Here is a 14,987-nt window from a genome sequence, read left to right as displayed (position 1 = left end):
GATCCGACCCCAGGACGACGAACGGGCGGGTACGTGCCACTCCGGCCAGCATCCCACGAAGGGGTGACCCCTGGCCCGTGCTGCCGCGGCCGCCCGGGAACGCCACCGGGGCGGCACCCCCGAAAGGGATGCCGCCCCGGTGGACGTGCGTACGGGACCTGCCAGGGGGACTAGAAGTCCATGTCCCCGCCCGGCATGCCGCCCGGGGCAGCCGCGCCGGCCTTCTCGGGCTTGTCGGCGATGACGGCCTCGGTGGTGAGGAACAGCGCGGCGATGGAGGCGGCGTTCTGCAGGGCAGAGCGGGTCACCTTCGCCGGGTCGAGGATGCCCTCGGCGATCATGTCGACGTACTCGCCGGTCGCGGCGTTCAGGCCGTGGCCGATCGGGAGGTTGCGGACCTTCTCCACGACGACGCCGCCCTCGAGGCCGCCGTTGACGGCGATCTGCTTGAGCGGGGCCTCCAGCGCGAGCTTCACGGCGTTGGCGCCGGTCGCCTCGTCGCCCGTGAGCTCCAGCTTCTCGAAGACCGCGGAGGCCTGGAGGAGGGCGACGCCACCACCGGCGACGATGCCCTCTTCGACGGCCGCCTTCGCGTTGCGGACGGCGTCCTCGATGCGGTGCTTGCGCTCCTTGAGCTCGACCTCGGTGGCGGCGCCGGCCTTGATGACGGCCACGCCGCCGGCCAGCTTCGCCAGGCGCTCCTGGAGCTTCTCGCGGTCGTAGTCCGAGTCGCTGTTCTCGATCTCGGCGCGGATCTGGTTCACGCGACCGGCGACCTGCTCGCTGTCACCGGCACCGTCGACGATGGTCGTCTCGTCCTTGGTGATGACGACCTTGCGGGCGCGGCCGAGGAGGTCCAGGCCCGCGTTCTCCAGCTTGAGGCCGACCTCTTCGGAGATGACCGTGCCGCCCGTGAGGATGGCGATGTCGTTCAGCATGGCCTTGCGGCGGTCGCCGAAGCCCGGGGCCTTGACGGCGACGGACTTGAAGGTGCCGCGGATCTTGTTGACGACCAGGGTGGAGAGCGCCTCGCCCTCGACGTCCTCGGCGATGATCAGCAGGGGCTTGCCCGACTGCATGACCTTCTCCAGCAGCGGAAGGAGGTCCTTCACGTTGCCGATCTTCGAGTTGACGATGAGGATGTACGGGTCGTCGAGCGCCGACTCCATGCGCTCCATGTCCGTCGCGAAGTACGCGGAGATGTAGCCCTTGTCGAAGCGCATGCCCTCGGTGAGCTCGAGCTCCAGGCCGAAGGTCTGCGACTCCTCGACCGTGATGACGCCTTCCTTGCCGACCTTGTCCATCGCCTCGGCGATGAGCTCGCCGATCTGGGTGTCGGCGGCGGAGATGGAGGCCGTCGAAGCGATCTGCTCCTTGGTCTCGACATCCTTCGCCTGCTCCAGGAGCGCGGCGGAGACGGCCTCGACGGCCTTCTCGATGCCACGCTTCAGGGCCATCGGGTTGGCGCCCGCGGCGACGTTGCGGAGACCCTCACGGACCAGCGCCTGCGCGAGGACGGTCGCGGTCGTCGTGCCGTCACCGGCGACGTCGTCCGTCTTCTTCGCGACCTCCTTGACGAGCTCGGCGCCGATCTTCTCGTACGGGTCCTCGAGCTCGATCTCCTTGGCGATGGAGACGCCGTCGTTGGTGATCGTGGGGGCGCCCCACTTCTTCTCAAGGACGACGTTCCGGCCCTTGGGGCCAAGGGTGACCTTGACGGCGTCGGCGAGCTGGTTCATGCCACGCTCGAGGCCGCGCCGGGCCTCCTCGTCGAACGCGATGATCTTGGCCATGTGAAGTGGTCCTCCCAGGACTGGGGTGGATTTCTCCGGACCGTACGATTCGGCGCCCGCGACGGACGGCCTCGCGATGCCCGGGATTCCTTACCCCGACACCACTCGGCCTCACCGAACCTGGTCCAAGTTCTGTCACTCTCACGGGGAGAGTGCTAACGCCAATGATTAGCACTCGACCCATGCGAGTGCAAGCGGGTACCACAGATCGCGGGAAGCGCAGCAGGTCGTGGGCCGGACGTGCGACGGGACCCGCAGCCGGGGCGCGACGGGATGCACGGCCGGGGCGCGACGGAGCCCGCGAGGGGCGCGCGGCCGGAGTGCGCCCGGACGCACCTGGGGCCCGTACCCCGGTGACGGAGTGCGGGCCCTAGGTGTGTGAGTGCTGGTGAAGTCGCTGAGTAGTGCGTCGGTGGCCGATCGCGCCGAGATCAGACGGCGAGCTTGACCATGTCCGCCTGCGGACCCTTCTGGCCCTGCGAGATCTCGAACTCGACTCGCTGACCCTCTTCAAGGGTGCGGTAGCCGTCCATCTGGATCGCGCTGTAGTGGACGAAAACATCCGCACCACCGTCGACCGCGATGAAGCCGTACCCCTTCTCCGCGTTGAACCACTTGACGGTGCCCTGAGCCATGCCTAACTCCCCTATTACTGGCCCTTGCGCGGGGCCGCACTTCGCGACCCCGGGTCAGACCCCACCCGCCGACAGGATCGCGGTGGGCGTGCGCCGTAGCGCGTCGACCGCGGCTGAATGTATCCGCCCAACTGCCCTCTGCAACAGGTCAATTGGACGAGAATTCTGGGCACGCCCGAACGCCCGGAACGGTCAACTCTCGCGTTTCCGGGGCAAGTCGGGCCGGACATAGCGTGTGCATCGGCGGCAAAACGCTCGGGCACACGGGCCGCATCTTGTCGCCTTCTCATATGCGCGGGGCATGGGCGGCGACCGGGGCTTCCCCCACTCTACCCCTTTCAACCATGCAGAATTGCCCCCTCCGCTTGTGTGCGGAGGGGGCAACAGGGGCCGGTGCGGAGCGCGTTGGGGCGTGCGGACGCCCCCGCGGCAGGGGCGGCGGTCAGCCGCCGGCGACGGCCGGGATGATCGAGACGCCGGCGCCGTCCGGGGTGGCCGTCTCGAGGCCGCTCTCGAAGCGGACGTCGTCGTCGTTCACGTACACGTTCACGAAGCGGCGCAGCTTGCCCTGGTCGTCCAGGACGCGCGCGGCGATGCCCGTGTGGTTCTTCTCCAGGTCGGCGATGACCTCGGCGAGGGTCGCCCCCTCGGCGGCCACCTCGGCCTCGCCGCCCGTGTACGTGCGCAGGATGGTGGGGATGCGGACCTTGACGCTCATGGTGTTCAGCCTTTCCAGTACGGGGGAATTCAGCGTGCCAGGCCGGCGTCGCGGAACGCGTCCAGGCTCGGGCGGATGGTCGCGGAGGGGCCGGTGGTGGGGGCCACCGCGTCCAGCGTCTTGAGGCCGTCGCCGGTGTTGAGGACGACGGTGGTGAGGGCGGGGTCCAGCAGGCCGGATTCGATGAGCTTCTTCGTCACGCCGACGGTCACGCCGCCCGCGGTCTCCGCGAAGATGCCCTCGGTGCGGGCCAGCAGCTTGATGGCGTCCACGACCTGCTCGTCGTTGACGTCCTCGACCGCGCCGCCGGTGCGCCGGGCGATGTCCAGGACGTACGGGCCGTCCGCCGGGTTGCCGATGGCGAGCGACTTGGCGATCGTGTCCGGCTTCTGGGGGCGGACCACGTCGTGCCCCGCCTTGAAGGCCGTCGACACCGGCGAGCAGCCCTCCGCCTGGGCGCCGAAGATCTTGTACGGCCTGTCCTCGACCAGACCCAGCCTGATCAGCTCCTGCAAGCCCTTGTCGATCTTGGTGAGCTGGGAGCCCGAGGCGATCGGGATGACGATCTGGTCCGGCAGCCGCCAGCCGAGCTGCTCGCAGATCTCGTACGCGAGCGTCTTGGAGCCCTCGCCGTAGTACGGGCGCAGGTTGACGTTGACGAAGCCCCAGCCCTCGCCGAGCGGGTCGCCGATCAGCTCGGAGCAGAAGCGGTTCACGTCGTCGTAGTTGCCCTCGATGCCGACCAGCTCGCCCCCGTACACGGCGGCCATGACGACCTTGCCCTGCTCCAGGTCGTGCGGGATGAACACGCAGGAGCGGAAGCCGGCCCGGGCGGCGGCCGCGCCGACGGCGCCCGCCAGGTTGCCGGTGGAGGAGCAGGAGAGGGTCGTGAAGCCGAAGGCGCGGGCGGCCTCGACGGCGATCGCGACGACGCGGTCCTTGAAGGAGTGGGTCGGGTTCCCGGAGTCGTCCTTGACGAACAGGCCGCCGGTGACGCCCAGTTCACGGGCCAGGTTGTCCGCCTTGACCAGCTTCGTGAAGCCGGGGTTCAGGCTGGGCTTCTCAGCGACGTCGGCCGGGACGGGCAGGAGGGGGGCGTAGCGCCAGATGTTGTTCGGACCGGCCTCGATGCGCTTGCGCAGCTCCTCCGCGTCACCGGCGGGCAGGTCGTAGGCGACTTCCAGCGGGCCGAAACACAGTCGGCAGGCGAAGATCGGGCCGAGCTCGAAGCGCTCCGAGCACTCGCGGCAGGAGAGGGCGGCGGCGGGGCCGAGGTCGACGGTCTGCGGAGCGGCTTCGGTGGTCTGCACAGCCATGATGGCGAGGTCCTTTCCTCATCTTCCCCGCGACGACTTTCGTCGCGAGACGGAATTGGCACCTTCCCGACCTGACCTCGCGGTCGGCCGGGGGGTTGCCGGGACTTCAACGGGCCGTTTCCCTCTGTCCCTCTGGATGAGCGCTATGACGCCGGCGCCGCGCGGGCGGCCGGGTGTTTGTGTGCGGAGGACCCCGACATGCACAGGTCGTCCGCGTTGTTCAAGACTGTAACCGAACCCCCGGACGGGTGTGCCAGACGTCCGGAGCGCGAGATGGATCACAGGAACGACCACAGGGACGGGAGTGGAGCGGCGTGCTGGAAGAGGTGGAGCGCTGGCTTGGGGCGCGGTCCTGGTCGGCCGCCGACCGCCCGCCGGAACTGCTGCTCGCCGCCAAGGCCGCCCAGGGACTGAGCGTCAGCGTGGTCCTGCCCGCCCTGAACGAGGAGGCGACGGTCGGCGAGATCGTGGCCACGATCCGCCGGGACCTGATGGGCCCCGCGTTCCCCCTGGTGGACGAGCTGGTGGTGATCGACTCCGGTTCCACCGACCGCACCGCGAAGGCGGCGGCCGGGGCGGGCGCCCGGGTGGTGCACCGGGACGCGATCCTGCCGCGCCTGACGCCGCTGCCCGGCAAGGGCGAGGTCCTGTGGCGCTCACTCCTGGTCACCACCGGGGACGTCGTCTGCTTCGTGGACGCGGACCTGAGGGACTTCGACGCCTCGTTCGTCTCCGGGGTCGTCGGCCCGCTGCTCACCGACCCGGCCGTCGACTTCGTGAAGGCCACCTACGACCGCCCGCTCGACGGCGCGGCGGGCCAGGGCGGCCGGGTCACCGAGCTGATGGCCCGCCCGCTGCTCAACCTGCACTGGCCCCGGCTGGCCGGCTTCGTCCAGCCCCTGGGCGGCGAGTACGCGGCCCGCCGCTCGCTGCTCGAGCGGCTGCCCTTCCCGGTCGGTTACGGGGTCGAGCTCGGCCTGCTCATCGACGCCCTGCACACGGTGGGCCTGGACGCGCTGGCCCAGGTGGACGTGGGGGTGCGCGTCCACCGCCACCAGGACGGCCAGGCGCTGGGCCGGATGGCCGCCGCGATCTACCGCACCGCCCAACTGCGCCTCTCCCGGGGGCATTTGATCCGACCCTCCCTCACCCAGTTCGAGCGGGTCGGCGCGCGTTTCGTGCCGCGCACCCACCCCGTGGACACCGAGGAGCGCCCGCCGATGCGGGAGATCGCGGAGTACGCGGCACGTCACGCCGCGTGATGTTCCCGGTCCGGAGCGGGACCCGCACGGACCGTGACCGGCCGGACGCGTCGCGTCGGCACGGCCGCACGCACGTTTGAGGGGAATCCTTACCGGCTAGGTTTCGCCACATGACTTCCCCGTACGACGCTGAGCAGCCCCCGCCGGTCCAGGCCGAGATCCTCGTCGCCTCCAACAGGGGCCCGGTGACCTACTCCCTCGGTGAGGACGGCGAGCTGACCGCCAAACGCGGCGGCGGCGGGCTGGTCTCCGGCCTGTCCGCGATCGGTCCGGACGCCGACGCGCTGTGGGTGTGCTCGGCGCTCGGCGAGGGCGACCGGGAGGCGGTGCGGCGCGGGGTCGGCGAGCCGGGCGTACGGATGCTGGACATCGACGCGGACACGCACGCCGACGCGTACAACGGCATCTCGAACTCGGTGCTGTGGTTCGTCCACCACCTGCTCTACCAGACCCCGCTGGAGCCGGTCTTCGACGCGGAGTTCCGCCGCCAGTGGGCGGCGTACGAGACGTACAACCGGGCCTTCGCGCAGGCGCTCGCGGAGTCCGCGGCCCCGGCGGCGACGGTCCTCGTCCAGGACTACCACCTGTGCCTGGTGCCCGGCATGCTCCGGGAGCTGCGCCCCGACCTGCGCATCGGCCACTTCTCGCACACCCCGTGGGCCCCGGTGGACTACTTCCGCCTCCTCCCCGACGACATCGCCGAGCAGCTCCTGCGCGGCGTCCTCGGCGCGGACCGGGCGGCCTTCCTGACCCGGCGCTGGGCGGACGCGTTCACGCAGTGCGCGCTGAGCGTGCTGGGCGAGGAGGCGCTCGACGGCAAGCGGATCGGGGTGCACGGGCTCGGCGCGGACGCGGACTTCCTGCGGGAGCGGGCGCACCGGGACGACGTGGCGGAGCGGCTGACGGCGCTGCGCGAGCAGGTCGGCGGCCCCGACCGGCGCACGATCGTGCGCGTCGACCGCACCGAGCTGTCCAAGAACATCGTGCGCGGCCTGCTGGCGTACGAGCACCTGCTCCGGACCCGCCCGGAGTGGCGCGAACGGGTGGTGCACATCGCGTTCGCCTACCCCTCCCGGCAGGACCTGGCGGTGTACCGCGAGTACACGCAGGAGGTGCAGCGGGTCGCGGACGACATCAACGCGACGTACGGCACCCCGTCCTGGACCCCGGTCGTCCTGCACGTGAAGGACGACTTCGCGCGCTCCCTGGCCGCGTACCGCCTCGCGGACGTGGCGCTGGTCAACCCCATCCGGGACGGCATGAACCTGGTCGCCAAGGAGATCCCGGTGGTCTCCGACGAGGGCTGCGCGCTGGTGCTCTCGCGGGAGGCGGGGGCGTACGAGGAGCTGGGCGAGGACGCGGTCGTGGTGAACCCGTACGACGTGGTGGGCACGGCACAGGCGCTGCACGAGGCGCTGTCGATGGAGCCCGGGGAGCGCGCCGAGCGGACCAAGCGGCTCGCGGCGGCGGCGACGGCGCTGCCGCCCGCGCGGTGGTTCCTGGACCAGCTCGAGGCGCTGCGCGCCTAGGAACGGCCGAAGGCCCGGAACCCCTGTGCGGGGTTCCGGGCCTTCGGCGTACCTCTTGGTAGCGGGGACAGGATTTGAACCTGCGACCTCTGGGTTATGAGCCCAGCGAGCTACCGAGCTGCTCCACCCCGCGTCGGTGAACATGACAGTACGGGGTTTCGGCGGCGGTGGGAAATCGGTTATCCGGCGATGCGCTCCGCGAGGCCGGCCAGGAAGGCGGTCACCTCGGCCGGTCCCGGCAGCAACACGTCGGCCTGCTCGGCGAGTTCGGGGATGGCGGTGCCGCTGCACACCAGGAGGCCGGGGACGCCGTCGGAGCGGAGCTTCTCGACGGCCGCGTAGGCGGGGAGGTCGCCGAGGTCGTCGCCCGCGTAGACCACGCACCGGGCGCCGACCTCGCGCACGTACGCCTCCAGCGCGACGCCCTTGTCGACGCCGGGGGGCCGCAGCTCCAGCACCAGGCGGCCGGGTTCCAGGATCAGCCCGTGCCGGGCGGCGAGCTCGGCGAGGGGTGCGCGCAGCGCCTCGAAGGCGGCCTCGGGGTCGCTGGCCCGCCGGGTGTGGACGGCGACCGCCTGGCCCTTCTCCTCCACCCAGGTGCCGCGCCAGGCCCCGTGCGCGTCGAGCACGCCGGGGAGCTCGCCGCGGGCGGCGGCGATGCCGGGGTGGGGGGCGGGGGCGTTCACGGTGCCGGAGCGGGCGTCCCAGCGCTCGGCGCCGTAGTGGCCGAGGACGACGAGGTGCTCCAGACCGGCCGCTCCCGCGAAGCCGCCGTAGCGCACCGCGACGCCCGCCGGACGCCCGGTGACGATCGCGACGGACGCCACGTGCGGGGCGAGGGCCGCGAGGGCGGGGACGGCGCCGGGGTGGGCACGGGCCTGCTCGGGGTCGGCGACGATGTCGGCGAGGGTGCCGTCGAAGTCGAGCGCGACGAGGGCGCGGGCGGGCTCGGCCAGCAGGGCGGCGAGGGCGTCGCGACCGGCCGGGGTGGACGGTTCGGGAAGAGTGTCCATACCGCTGAGCCTACCGAGCGGTCCCCCGGGCCGGACGGGGGGTTCCGGCCGCACGGCTCCGGCCCGGCACCGCCAGGTGGTCAGCGGCGGGCGCGGCGGTCGTCGCGGACCCGGCGCAGGCGCTTGACCGTCGCCGGGTCGTGCTCCCACGCCCTCGCGTCGTCCAGGAGCGCGTTGAGGAGCTGGTAGTAGCGGGTGGGCGAGATGCCGAGCTGCTCGCGGATCGCCCGCTCCTTGGCCCCCGGCCCGGGCCAGCCCCGCCGCTCCACTTCGAGGACGGCCAGCTCACGGGCGGACAGCCCCCCGGCGGCGGGGGGGCCGTCCGGGCCGGGCCCGTTCTCGTACGGCTGCTGCTCAGACATGCGTCCAGCCTAGGCCGACGCTCCGCTACTGCGTCGCGCTGTCCAGCGCGGCGGCCTCGCGGGAGAGGACGCCCAGGACGCCCGCGGGGGTGTTCGAGGGCTCGACAGCCGTGCCGATCTGCTGCTTGATGCTCTCGCTGACCTTGGCCCAGGAGGTCTTGGAGACCGGGTAGGACACCGAGGACGGCAGCGCCTGGAGGAACTTGCGCACCTTCTGGTGCTTGCTGTCGGAGGCCATCTTCTGCGAGGCGGTGAGGGTGACGGGCAGCAGGTCGAACCGGTCGGCGAAGGCGATGACGTTCGCGTCGCTGTAGACGAAGTCGAGGAACTTGCCCATCTCCTTGCGGTGGCCGTTCTGCTTGAAGCCCATCATCCAGTCGGCGACGCCCATCGAGGGGCGCTTCTTGCCGTCGGGGGTGGGCAGCGGCGCCATCTCGTACTTCACGCCGTTCTTCTCGGCCTGCTGCATCAGCGACGGGTGGCCGTTGAGCATGCCGACCTGGCCCTTGGCGAAGGCATCGAAGGCGGCCTTGCGGTTGAGCTTGCCGGGGGCGACCGGGCCGGTCAGGCCGGGCGTGACGAGGCTGTTCTTGAGGAACTCGAACGCGTCGATGTTGTCGGAGGAGTTGAGGGTGTACGTACCGATCTCGTCGACGTAGCCGGAGCCGCCCGCCAGCATCCAGTTCAGGGTCTCCGCCTGGGCCTCCTCGGGGCCCAGCGGCAGCGCGAACGGGGTGGCCACCCCGTCCTCCTTGAGCTTCTTCGCGTCGGCGGCGAGCTCCTTCCAGGTGGTCGGGGCCTCGGTGATGCCCGCCTTCTCGAAGAGGGTGCTGTTGTAGAAGAGCTGGCGGGTGCTGCCGACGAAGGGCATCCCGTACTGGACCCGGTGGACCTTGCCGTCCTCGGCGAGGGAGTCCAGGAAGTTGGCCTGGGTGGGGATGGAGAGCATCTCGGCGGCCGAGTAGAGCTTGTTGTCCGAGGCGTAGTCCGCGTAGGCGCCGATCTGGGCCAGGTCGGGGGCCTTGCCCGCCTTGACCATCTCGCCGACCTTGCGGTCGACGTCGTTCCAGGACTGGATCTCGACGTCGACCTTGATGCCGGGGTTCTTCTCCTCGAACTTCTCGGCCAGGTCCTGCCAGTACTTCTTGGTGCCGTCGCCGCCGTCGAGGTTGTAGTCGGCTGCCACCAGCCGCAGAGTGACGTCGCCCGCGCCGCCGACGCTTCCGCAGCCGGAGACCGATATCGCCGTCGTGAGTGCGGCGACTGCCGCGGTCAGACCCAAGTAGCGCCGCTGCACAGCCCGTTCCACCCTTTATTGCCCGTTTTGTTGCTTGTTGACGCTGATGTACGCGTGCCCTTGTGAGGCGTTGCGCGCGCCACCTGCGCCCTTGTCCACATGAGTTGCGATTTTGGCCCATGTGCGACCGCGAGGTCTACACCACTTGGGTATCTCTTCCGCAACACCTTCCGCAAATCGCGTACGGCCTGCTAAGCAGAGCGGCAGCAAGGTCATCCCGTGTCCGCCCGTGTCCGTCCGTGTTCTAGGAGCCGTCGCGCATGTCCCGCACCGCAACTGAGATTGCCACCCAGCCGACCTGTTGGCGGCGCGCCGCCGAGTACGCGGCCGACTTCGAGGGCCTTCCCCTGCCTGGTGAGCGCGTCGCGGTCACCGGCTGCGGCACGTCGTGGTTCATGGCGATGGCGTACGCGGCGCTGCGCGAGGCGTCGGGCCAGGGCGAGACGGACGCCTTCGCGTCGTCGGAGTTCCCGGTGGGCCGTTCGTACGACCGTGTGGTGGCCATCACACGCTCGGGCACCACGAGCGAGGTCCTGGCGCTGCTCGCCGAGGTCCGCGGCACCGCGCCCACGCTCGCCCTCACCGGCGACCCGAAGACGCCCGTCATGTCCGCGGCGGACACCGTCGCCGTGCTCGACTGGGCGGACGAGGAGTCCGTCGTCCAGACCCGTTTCGCGACCACCGCCCTCGCCTTCCTGCGGGCGGGCCTGGAGCGCACGGGCAAGCTGGCGGACGGGGTCAAGACGGTGGCGGAGGCGGCCGTCGACGCCGAGCTGGCGGTCACCGAGCCGCTGCCCGAGGCGGTCACGTCGGCCGAGCAGTGGACGTTCCTGGGGCGGGGCTGGACGTACGGCCTGGCGCAGGAGGCGGGGCTGAAGATGCGCGAGGCGGCGGGGGCGTGGACCGAGTCGTACCCGGCGATGGAGTACCGGCACGGGCCGATCTCCATCACCGGTCCGAACCGGGTGGCGTGGATGTTCGGCGCGCTGCCGGAGGGGCTGGCGGGGGACGTGACGCGGGTGGGCGGCAGCGTGGTCGCCCACACGTCGGCGGACCCGATGGCGGATCTGATCCGGGCGCAGCGGCTGGCGGTCGTCCTGGCGGAGTCCAAGGGGTACGACCCGGACCACCCCCGCAACCTGTCGCGCAGCGTGATCCTTCCCTGACCTGGGTTCGCCGCGAGCCCGCGGTTAAGGGCTTTCCGCGCCGGGGGCTTCCGTGCCGGGGGCCTTCCGTGATGCCGGGGGCCTTCCGTGATTGGGGGGACCTCCGCTCCCTTGGGCGACGGGGCCGCCCCAAGGGGGCGGGACGGGCGGGCAAGGGGGCGGCCCCTCCCGCTCCCGGCTCACCCGGGTGCCGCCCCTGGTTAAGCGCCCGTGCCGGGCAAGCTCCTCTGCAAGGGCCGCGACCCCAGCCCCGTACCGGACGCACAGCCCCGCCCGGCTCGGGCAGGAGAGGCCCCGGACCCGCCCCTTTCCCTAAAGCGCTCGCCGCGCGGCTGCCTCCGGTTCACTGCGGGAGCGTCGTGGCCGGTCGCGCAGTTCCCCGCGCCCCTGAAGGGGCGCCGCCCCGGGTGGGAGCCGTGCGGGTGCGTCGTGGCGGGGCGCGCAGTTCCCCGCGCCCCTGAAGGGGCGCCCCCCGGTGGGAGCCGTGTGGGTGGGTCGTGGCCGTTCGCGTCCCCGACAGAGGCAATGGACTAGACCTCTCAGGGCAGACGCGCGACACTGACCCCGTGAATCACGTCATCGCCCTCGATGTAGGCGGCACCGGCATGAAAGCCGCCCTGGTCGCCCCCAACGGCACCCTTCTCCACGAGGCCCGCCGCCCCACCGGCCGGGACCGCGGCCCGGACGCCGTCGTCGAGTCGATCCTCGCCTTCGCCGCAGACCTCCGCGCCCACGGCGAGACCCACTTCGGCGAGAGCGCCCGCGCCGCCGGCGTGATCGTCCCCGGCCTCGTCGACGCCGAGAACGGCGTCGCGCTGTACGCCGCCAACCTCGGCTGGCGCGACGTCCCCCTGCGCGCCCTCCTGAGCGAGCGCCTCGGCGGCATCCCCATCGCCCTCGGCCACGACGTCCGCACCGGCGGCCTCGCCGAGGGCCGCGTCGGCGCGGGCCGGGGCACCGACCGCTTCCTCTTCGTACCGCTCGGCACCGGCATCGCCGGCGCCATCGGCATCGGCGACGGCATCGAGGCCGGCGCGCACGGCAACGCCGGCGAGATCGGCCACATCGTGGTGCGCCCCGGCGGCGTCGACTGCGGCTGCGGCCAGCGCGGCTGCCTGGAGCGGTACGCCTCCGCCTCCGCCGTCTCCCTCGCCTGGGCGCAGGCGTCGGGCGACCCCGAGGCCGACGCCGCCGACTGCGCGAAGGCCGTCGAGGCCGCGGACCCGAGGGCGCTCGCCGTCTGGCAGGACGCCGTCGACGCCCTCGCCGACGGCCTGGTCACCGCGCTGACCCTGCTCGACCCGCGCACGATCATCGTGGGCGGCGGGCTGGCCGAGGCCGGGGAGACCCTGTTCGCGCCCCTGCGCGCCGCCGTCGAGAAGCGCGTCACCTTCCAGAGACTCCCGGCGATCGTCCCCGCCGCCCTCGGCGACACGGCCGGGTGCCTGGGCGCGGGCCTCCTCGCCTGGGACCTCCTGGAGACGTACAACGACACCACCCGTCCCCAGGACGGCCCGCACCCCCACCACCGCCCCCACACCCACGCCATGCACACCGACGTCATGGCCCCCACGGAGGTATCCGACTGATGGCCAGCAGCAAGGGCAGCCAGGTCCACGTCCTGACCGGCGCCAAGGTGGTGCTCCCCACCGGCACCGTCGACGGCGGCCGGGTCATCGTCGACGGCACACGGATCGCGGGAGCGCTCCCCGACTCCGCCGCCCCCGCCGCCCCCGCGCGGGACCTCTCCGGCCACTGGATCGTGCCCGGCTTCGTGGACATGCACGTCCACGGCGGCGGCGGCGCGTCCTTCACCTCCGGCACCCCGGAGGAGGTCCTCACCGCGGTCGGCACGCACCGCAGGCACGGCACGACCACGATGGTCGCCTCCACCGTCACCGAGGACATGGACGTGCTGGCGGACCGCGCCGCGCTGCTCGCCGAGATCGTCCAGCAGGGCGACCTGGCCGGCATCCACTTCGAGGGCCCCTTCATCTCCCCCTGCCGCAAGGGCGCGCACAGCGAGTCGCTGCTGCGCGCCCCCGACCCGGCGGACGTGCGCAAGCTGATGGACGCCGCGCACGGCACGGCCAAGATGTTCACGCTGGCCGCCGAGCTGCCGGGCGGGCTGGACTCCGTACGCCTGCTGGCCGAGAACAACGTGATCGCCGCGATCGGCCACACGGACGCCACGTACGAGCAGACCCGCGCGGCCATCGACGCGGGCGCCACCGTCGCCACCCACCTCTACAACGCGATGCCCGCCATCGGCCACCGCACCCCGGGCCCCATCGTCGCCCTGCTGGAGGACGAGCGGGTCACCGTCGAGCTGATCAACGACGGCACCCACCTGCACCCGGGCGCCTTCCAGCTCGCGTACCACCACGCGGGCGCGGACCGCGTCGCGCTGATCACGGACGCGATGGACGCGGCGGGCTTCGGGGACGGCCGGTACGACCTCGGACCGCTCGCCGTCGAGGTCAAGGACGGTGTCGCGCGCCTGGTCGAGGGCGGTTCCATCGCGGGCTCGACCCTCACCCTGGACACGGCCTTCCGCCGCTCGGTGACGGTCGACGGCCTGTCGGTCGACGACGCGGTGCGCTCGCTGTCCGCCAACCCGGCGCGCCTGCTCGGCGTGGACGACCGCGTCGGCTCGCTCGACCCGGGCAAGGACGCGGACCTGGTGGTCCTGGACGCGGACTTCGCGGTCGTCGGCGTGATGCGCAAGGGCGACTGGGTGGTTGAGCCCGGATAGTTCCCCCGTGGGGTGATTCTCCGCCGAACCGGTGGGAAGCGGCTGGCCCCGCCCCTTGGGCCGGCCGCTCTTCCTTTGACATGATCCTCCTGGCAGACCAGCCAGAAAGCGCTTTCTAAGCTCTTGGGGGGACGCGGATCATGGCCAGGATCCTCACCGTCACACTGAACACCGCGCTCGACCTCACCCACCACGTCCCCCGCCTCGTCCCGCACGCCTCGCACCGCGTCACCCGCGTCACCGAACGCCCCGGCGGCAAGGGCCTGAACGTGGCCCGCGTACTCGCCGCCCTCGGCCACGACACCGTCGTCACCGGCTTCGCGGGCGGCCCCACGGGAGAGGTGCTGCGCGCCCTGCTCGCCGCCGAGCGGCCGGTCGACGCGCTGGTCCCCATCACCGGCAACACGCGCCGCACGCTCGCGATCGTCGACGCGTCGACCGGCGACACCACCCAGCTCAACGAGCCCGGCCCGGCCGTCTCCCCCGCCGAGTGGGAGTCCTTCCTGCTCAGTTACGAGTCCCTGCTGACCGGCGCCGAGGCCGTCGCCCTCTGCGGGAGCCTGCCGCCGGGCATCCCGGTGGGCGCGTACGCCGAGCTGGTCCGGCGGGCCAGAACCGCCGGGGTGCCGGTCCTCCTGGACACCAGCGGTGAACCCCTCCTGCGCGGCATCGCCGCCCGCCCCGACGTGGTCAAGCCCAACGCCGACGAGCTCTTCCAGCTCACCGGCTCCCGCGACCCGGCCACGGCGTCGGCGGACGCCCGCCGCAAGGGGGCGCGGGCGGTGGTGGCCTCTCTGGGCCCGGACGGGATCCTCGCCACCACGGACGCGGGCGCCTGGCGGGCGGCCCCGCCCTCCCCCGTCCGGGGCAACCCCACCGGAGCGGGGGACTCCGCCGTGGCGGGGCTGCTCTCCGGGCTGGTCGCGGGGCTTTCCTGGCCGGACCGTCTGGTCCGGGCGGTGGCTCTCTCGGCGGCGACGGTCGCGGCGCCGGCGGCGGGGGAATTCTCCGTTCCGGTCTACGAGTCCCTCCTCCCAGAGGTCCACGTCACCCCCCACCCCACCCACCCATGACCTCTCCGCCCTCCGAGCACCGGCCCCCACCTAAAGCGCTCGCCGCGCGGCCAGGCGCACGGTTCCCG

General features: G+C 72.1%; 13 protein-coding genes, 1 tRNA gene and 1 riboswitch. Of the genes, 6 read left to right on the top strand and 8 right to left on the bottom strand.

What is annotated here, in order from left to right; genetic code table 11:
• Nucleotides 1-170 precede the first annotated feature (170 nt).
• From groL to thrC, 4 genes are all read right to left on the bottom strand, one after another.
• Nucleotides 171-1,793 carry a chaperonin GroEL gene (gene groL, locus ACZ56L_RS07555; RefSeq protein WP_345221576.1) on the bottom strand — a complete coding sequence of 541 codons (1,623 nt, stop codon included), beginning with the start codon at nucleotides 1,791-1,793 and terminating at the stop codon, nucleotides 171-173.
• A 431-nt stretch (nucleotides 1,794-2,224) separates the two neighbouring features.
• The gene (locus tag ACZ56L_RS07550) at nucleotides 2,225-2,428 is read right to left on the bottom strand and encodes a cold-shock protein (RefSeq protein WP_005315736.1); all 204 of its coding nucleotides are present in this window, start codon (nucleotides 2,426-2,428) and stop codon (nucleotides 2,225-2,227) included.
• A gap of 442 nt (nucleotides 2,429-2,870) precedes the next feature.
• The gene (locus tag ACZ56L_RS07545) at nucleotides 2,871-3,146 is read right to left on the bottom strand and encodes a MoaD/ThiS family protein (RefSeq protein ID WP_189822116.1); all 276 of its coding nucleotides are present in this window, start codon (nucleotides 3,144-3,146) and stop codon (nucleotides 2,871-2,873) included.
• Between the two features lie 29 nt (nucleotides 3,147-3,175).
• Complete coding sequence (gene thrC, locus ACZ56L_RS07540; protein WP_471062409.1) at nucleotides 3,176-4,462, bottom strand: threonine synthase; 1,287 nt, start codon at nucleotides 4,460-4,462, stop codon at nucleotides 3,176-3,178.
• Nucleotides 4,463-4,477: 15 nt separating this feature from the next.
• A riboswitch (SAM riboswitch) is annotated at nucleotides 4,478-4,605 on the bottom strand.
• Nucleotides 4,606-4,776: 171 nt separating this feature from the next.
• On the opposite strand from thrC, the gene ACZ56L_RS07535 reads away from it, so the two are divergent.
• Together ACZ56L_RS07535 and ACZ56L_RS07530 are read left to right on the top strand one after the other, a co-directional pair.
• Nucleotides 4,777-5,724: a glucosyl-3-phosphoglycerate synthase gene (locus ACZ56L_RS07535; protein WP_345221568.1), complete on the top strand. Its 948-nt coding sequence runs from the start codon at nucleotides 4,777-4,779 to the stop codon at nucleotides 5,722-5,724.
• 110 nt (nucleotides 5,725-5,834) lie between these two features.
• Complete coding sequence (locus ACZ56L_RS07530) at nucleotides 5,835-7,253, top strand: alpha,alpha-trehalose-phosphate synthase (UDP-forming) (protein ID WP_468686668.1); 1,419 nt, start codon at nucleotides 5,835-5,837, stop codon at nucleotides 7,251-7,253.
• A gap of 56 nt (nucleotides 7,254-7,309) precedes the next feature.
• On the opposite strand, the gene ACZ56L_RS07525 is transcribed toward ACZ56L_RS07530, so the two are convergent.
• From ACZ56L_RS07525 to ACZ56L_RS07510, 4 genes are all read right to left on the bottom strand, one after another.
• A tRNA-Met gene (locus ACZ56L_RS07525) sits at nucleotides 7,310-7,386 on the bottom strand.
• A gap of 46 nt (nucleotides 7,387-7,432) precedes the next feature.
• Nucleotides 7,433-8,266, bottom strand: a complete 834-nt coding sequence (gene otsB / locus ACZ56L_RS07520; RefSeq protein WP_345221564.1) for a trehalose-phosphatase — start codon at nucleotides 8,264-8,266, stop codon at nucleotides 7,433-7,435.
• A gap of 80 nt (nucleotides 8,267-8,346) precedes the next feature.
• Entirely contained in the window at nucleotides 8,347-8,628 is a 282-nt protein-coding gene (locus tag ACZ56L_RS07515) for a DUF3263 domain-containing protein (protein WP_345221563.1), read from the bottom strand.
• A 25-nt stretch (nucleotides 8,629-8,653) separates the two neighbouring features.
• Nucleotides 8,654-9,925 (bottom strand): ABC transporter substrate-binding protein, encoded by a 1,272-nt coding sequence (locus tag ACZ56L_RS07510; protein WP_471062406.1) that lies wholly within the window; start codon nucleotides 9,923-9,925, stop codon nucleotides 8,654-8,656.
• Between the two features lie 260 nt (nucleotides 9,926-10,185).
• Between ACZ56L_RS07510 and ACZ56L_RS07505 the strand changes: the two genes are divergently transcribed.
• The 4 genes from ACZ56L_RS07505 to ACZ56L_RS07490 all read left to right on the top strand — a co-directional run bounded on the left by ACZ56L_RS07505 (nucleotide 10,186) and on the right by ACZ56L_RS07490 (nucleotide 14,919).
• Nucleotides 10,186-11,091, top strand: a complete 906-nt coding sequence (locus tag ACZ56L_RS07505) for an SIS domain-containing protein (protein WP_471062404.1) — start codon at nucleotides 10,186-10,188, stop codon at nucleotides 11,089-11,091.
• A 566-nt stretch (nucleotides 11,092-11,657) separates the two neighbouring features.
• A complete protein-coding gene (locus ACZ56L_RS07500; protein ID WP_468686658.1) occupies nucleotides 11,658-12,680 on the top strand; it encodes an ROK family protein in 1,023 nt (340 codons plus the stop codon).
• A complete protein-coding gene (gene nagA, locus ACZ56L_RS07495; RefSeq protein ID WP_345221555.1) occupies nucleotides 12,680-13,846 on the top strand; it encodes an N-acetylglucosamine-6-phosphate deacetylase in 1,167 nt (388 codons plus the stop codon). Before ACZ56L_RS07500 ends, nagA begins: the two co-directional genes overlap by 1 nt.
• Before the next feature lie 140 nt (nucleotides 13,847-13,986).
• Complete coding sequence (locus ACZ56L_RS07490) at nucleotides 13,987-14,919, top strand: 1-phosphofructokinase family hexose kinase (protein WP_468686654.1); 933 nt, start codon at nucleotides 13,987-13,989, stop codon at nucleotides 14,917-14,919.
• The last annotated feature ends 68 nt before the right edge of the window (nucleotides 14,920-14,987 follow it).

This window comes from Streptomyces sp. NPDC039736 (genome assembly GCF_055596485.1).
This window is presented reverse-complemented; position numbering and strand designations above follow the sequence as displayed.

Coding starts and splice junctions, on each gene's coding strand:
- groL (WP_345221576.1), bottom strand. CDS start 1,793: ATGGCCAAGATCATCGCGTTCGACGAGGAGGCCCGGCGCGGCCTCGAG.
- ACZ56L_RS07550 (WP_005315736.1), bottom strand. CDS start 2,428: ATGGCTCAGGGCACCGTCAAGTGGTTCAACGCGGAGAAGGGGTACGGC.
- ACZ56L_RS07545 (WP_189822116.1), bottom strand. CDS start 3,146: ATGAGCGTCAAGGTCCGCATCCCCACCATCCTGCGCACGTACACGGGC.
- thrC (WP_471062409.1), bottom strand. CDS start 4,462: ATGGCTGTGCAGACCACCGAAGCCGCTCCGCAGACCGTCGACCTCGGC.
- ACZ56L_RS07530 (WP_468686668.1), top strand. CDS start 5,835: ATGACTTCCCCGTACGACGCTGAGCAGCCCCCGCCGGTCCAGGCCGAG.
- otsB (WP_345221564.1), bottom strand. CDS start 8,266: ATGGACACTCTTCCCGAACCGTCCACCCCGGCCGGTCGCGACGCCCTC.
- ACZ56L_RS07515 (WP_345221563.1), bottom strand. CDS start 8,628: ATGTCTGAGCAGCAGCCGTACGAGAACGGGCCCGGCCCGGACGGCCCC.
- ACZ56L_RS07505 (WP_471062404.1), top strand. CDS start 10,186: ATGTCCCGCACCGCAACTGAGATTGCCACCCAGCCGACCTGTTGGCGG.
- nagA (WP_345221555.1), top strand. CDS start 12,680: ATGGCCAGCAGCAAGGGCAGCCAGGTCCACGTCCTGACCGGCGCCAAG.
- ACZ56L_RS07490 (WP_468686654.1), top strand. CDS start 13,987: ATGGCCAGGATCCTCACCGTCACACTGAACACCGCGCTCGACCTCACC.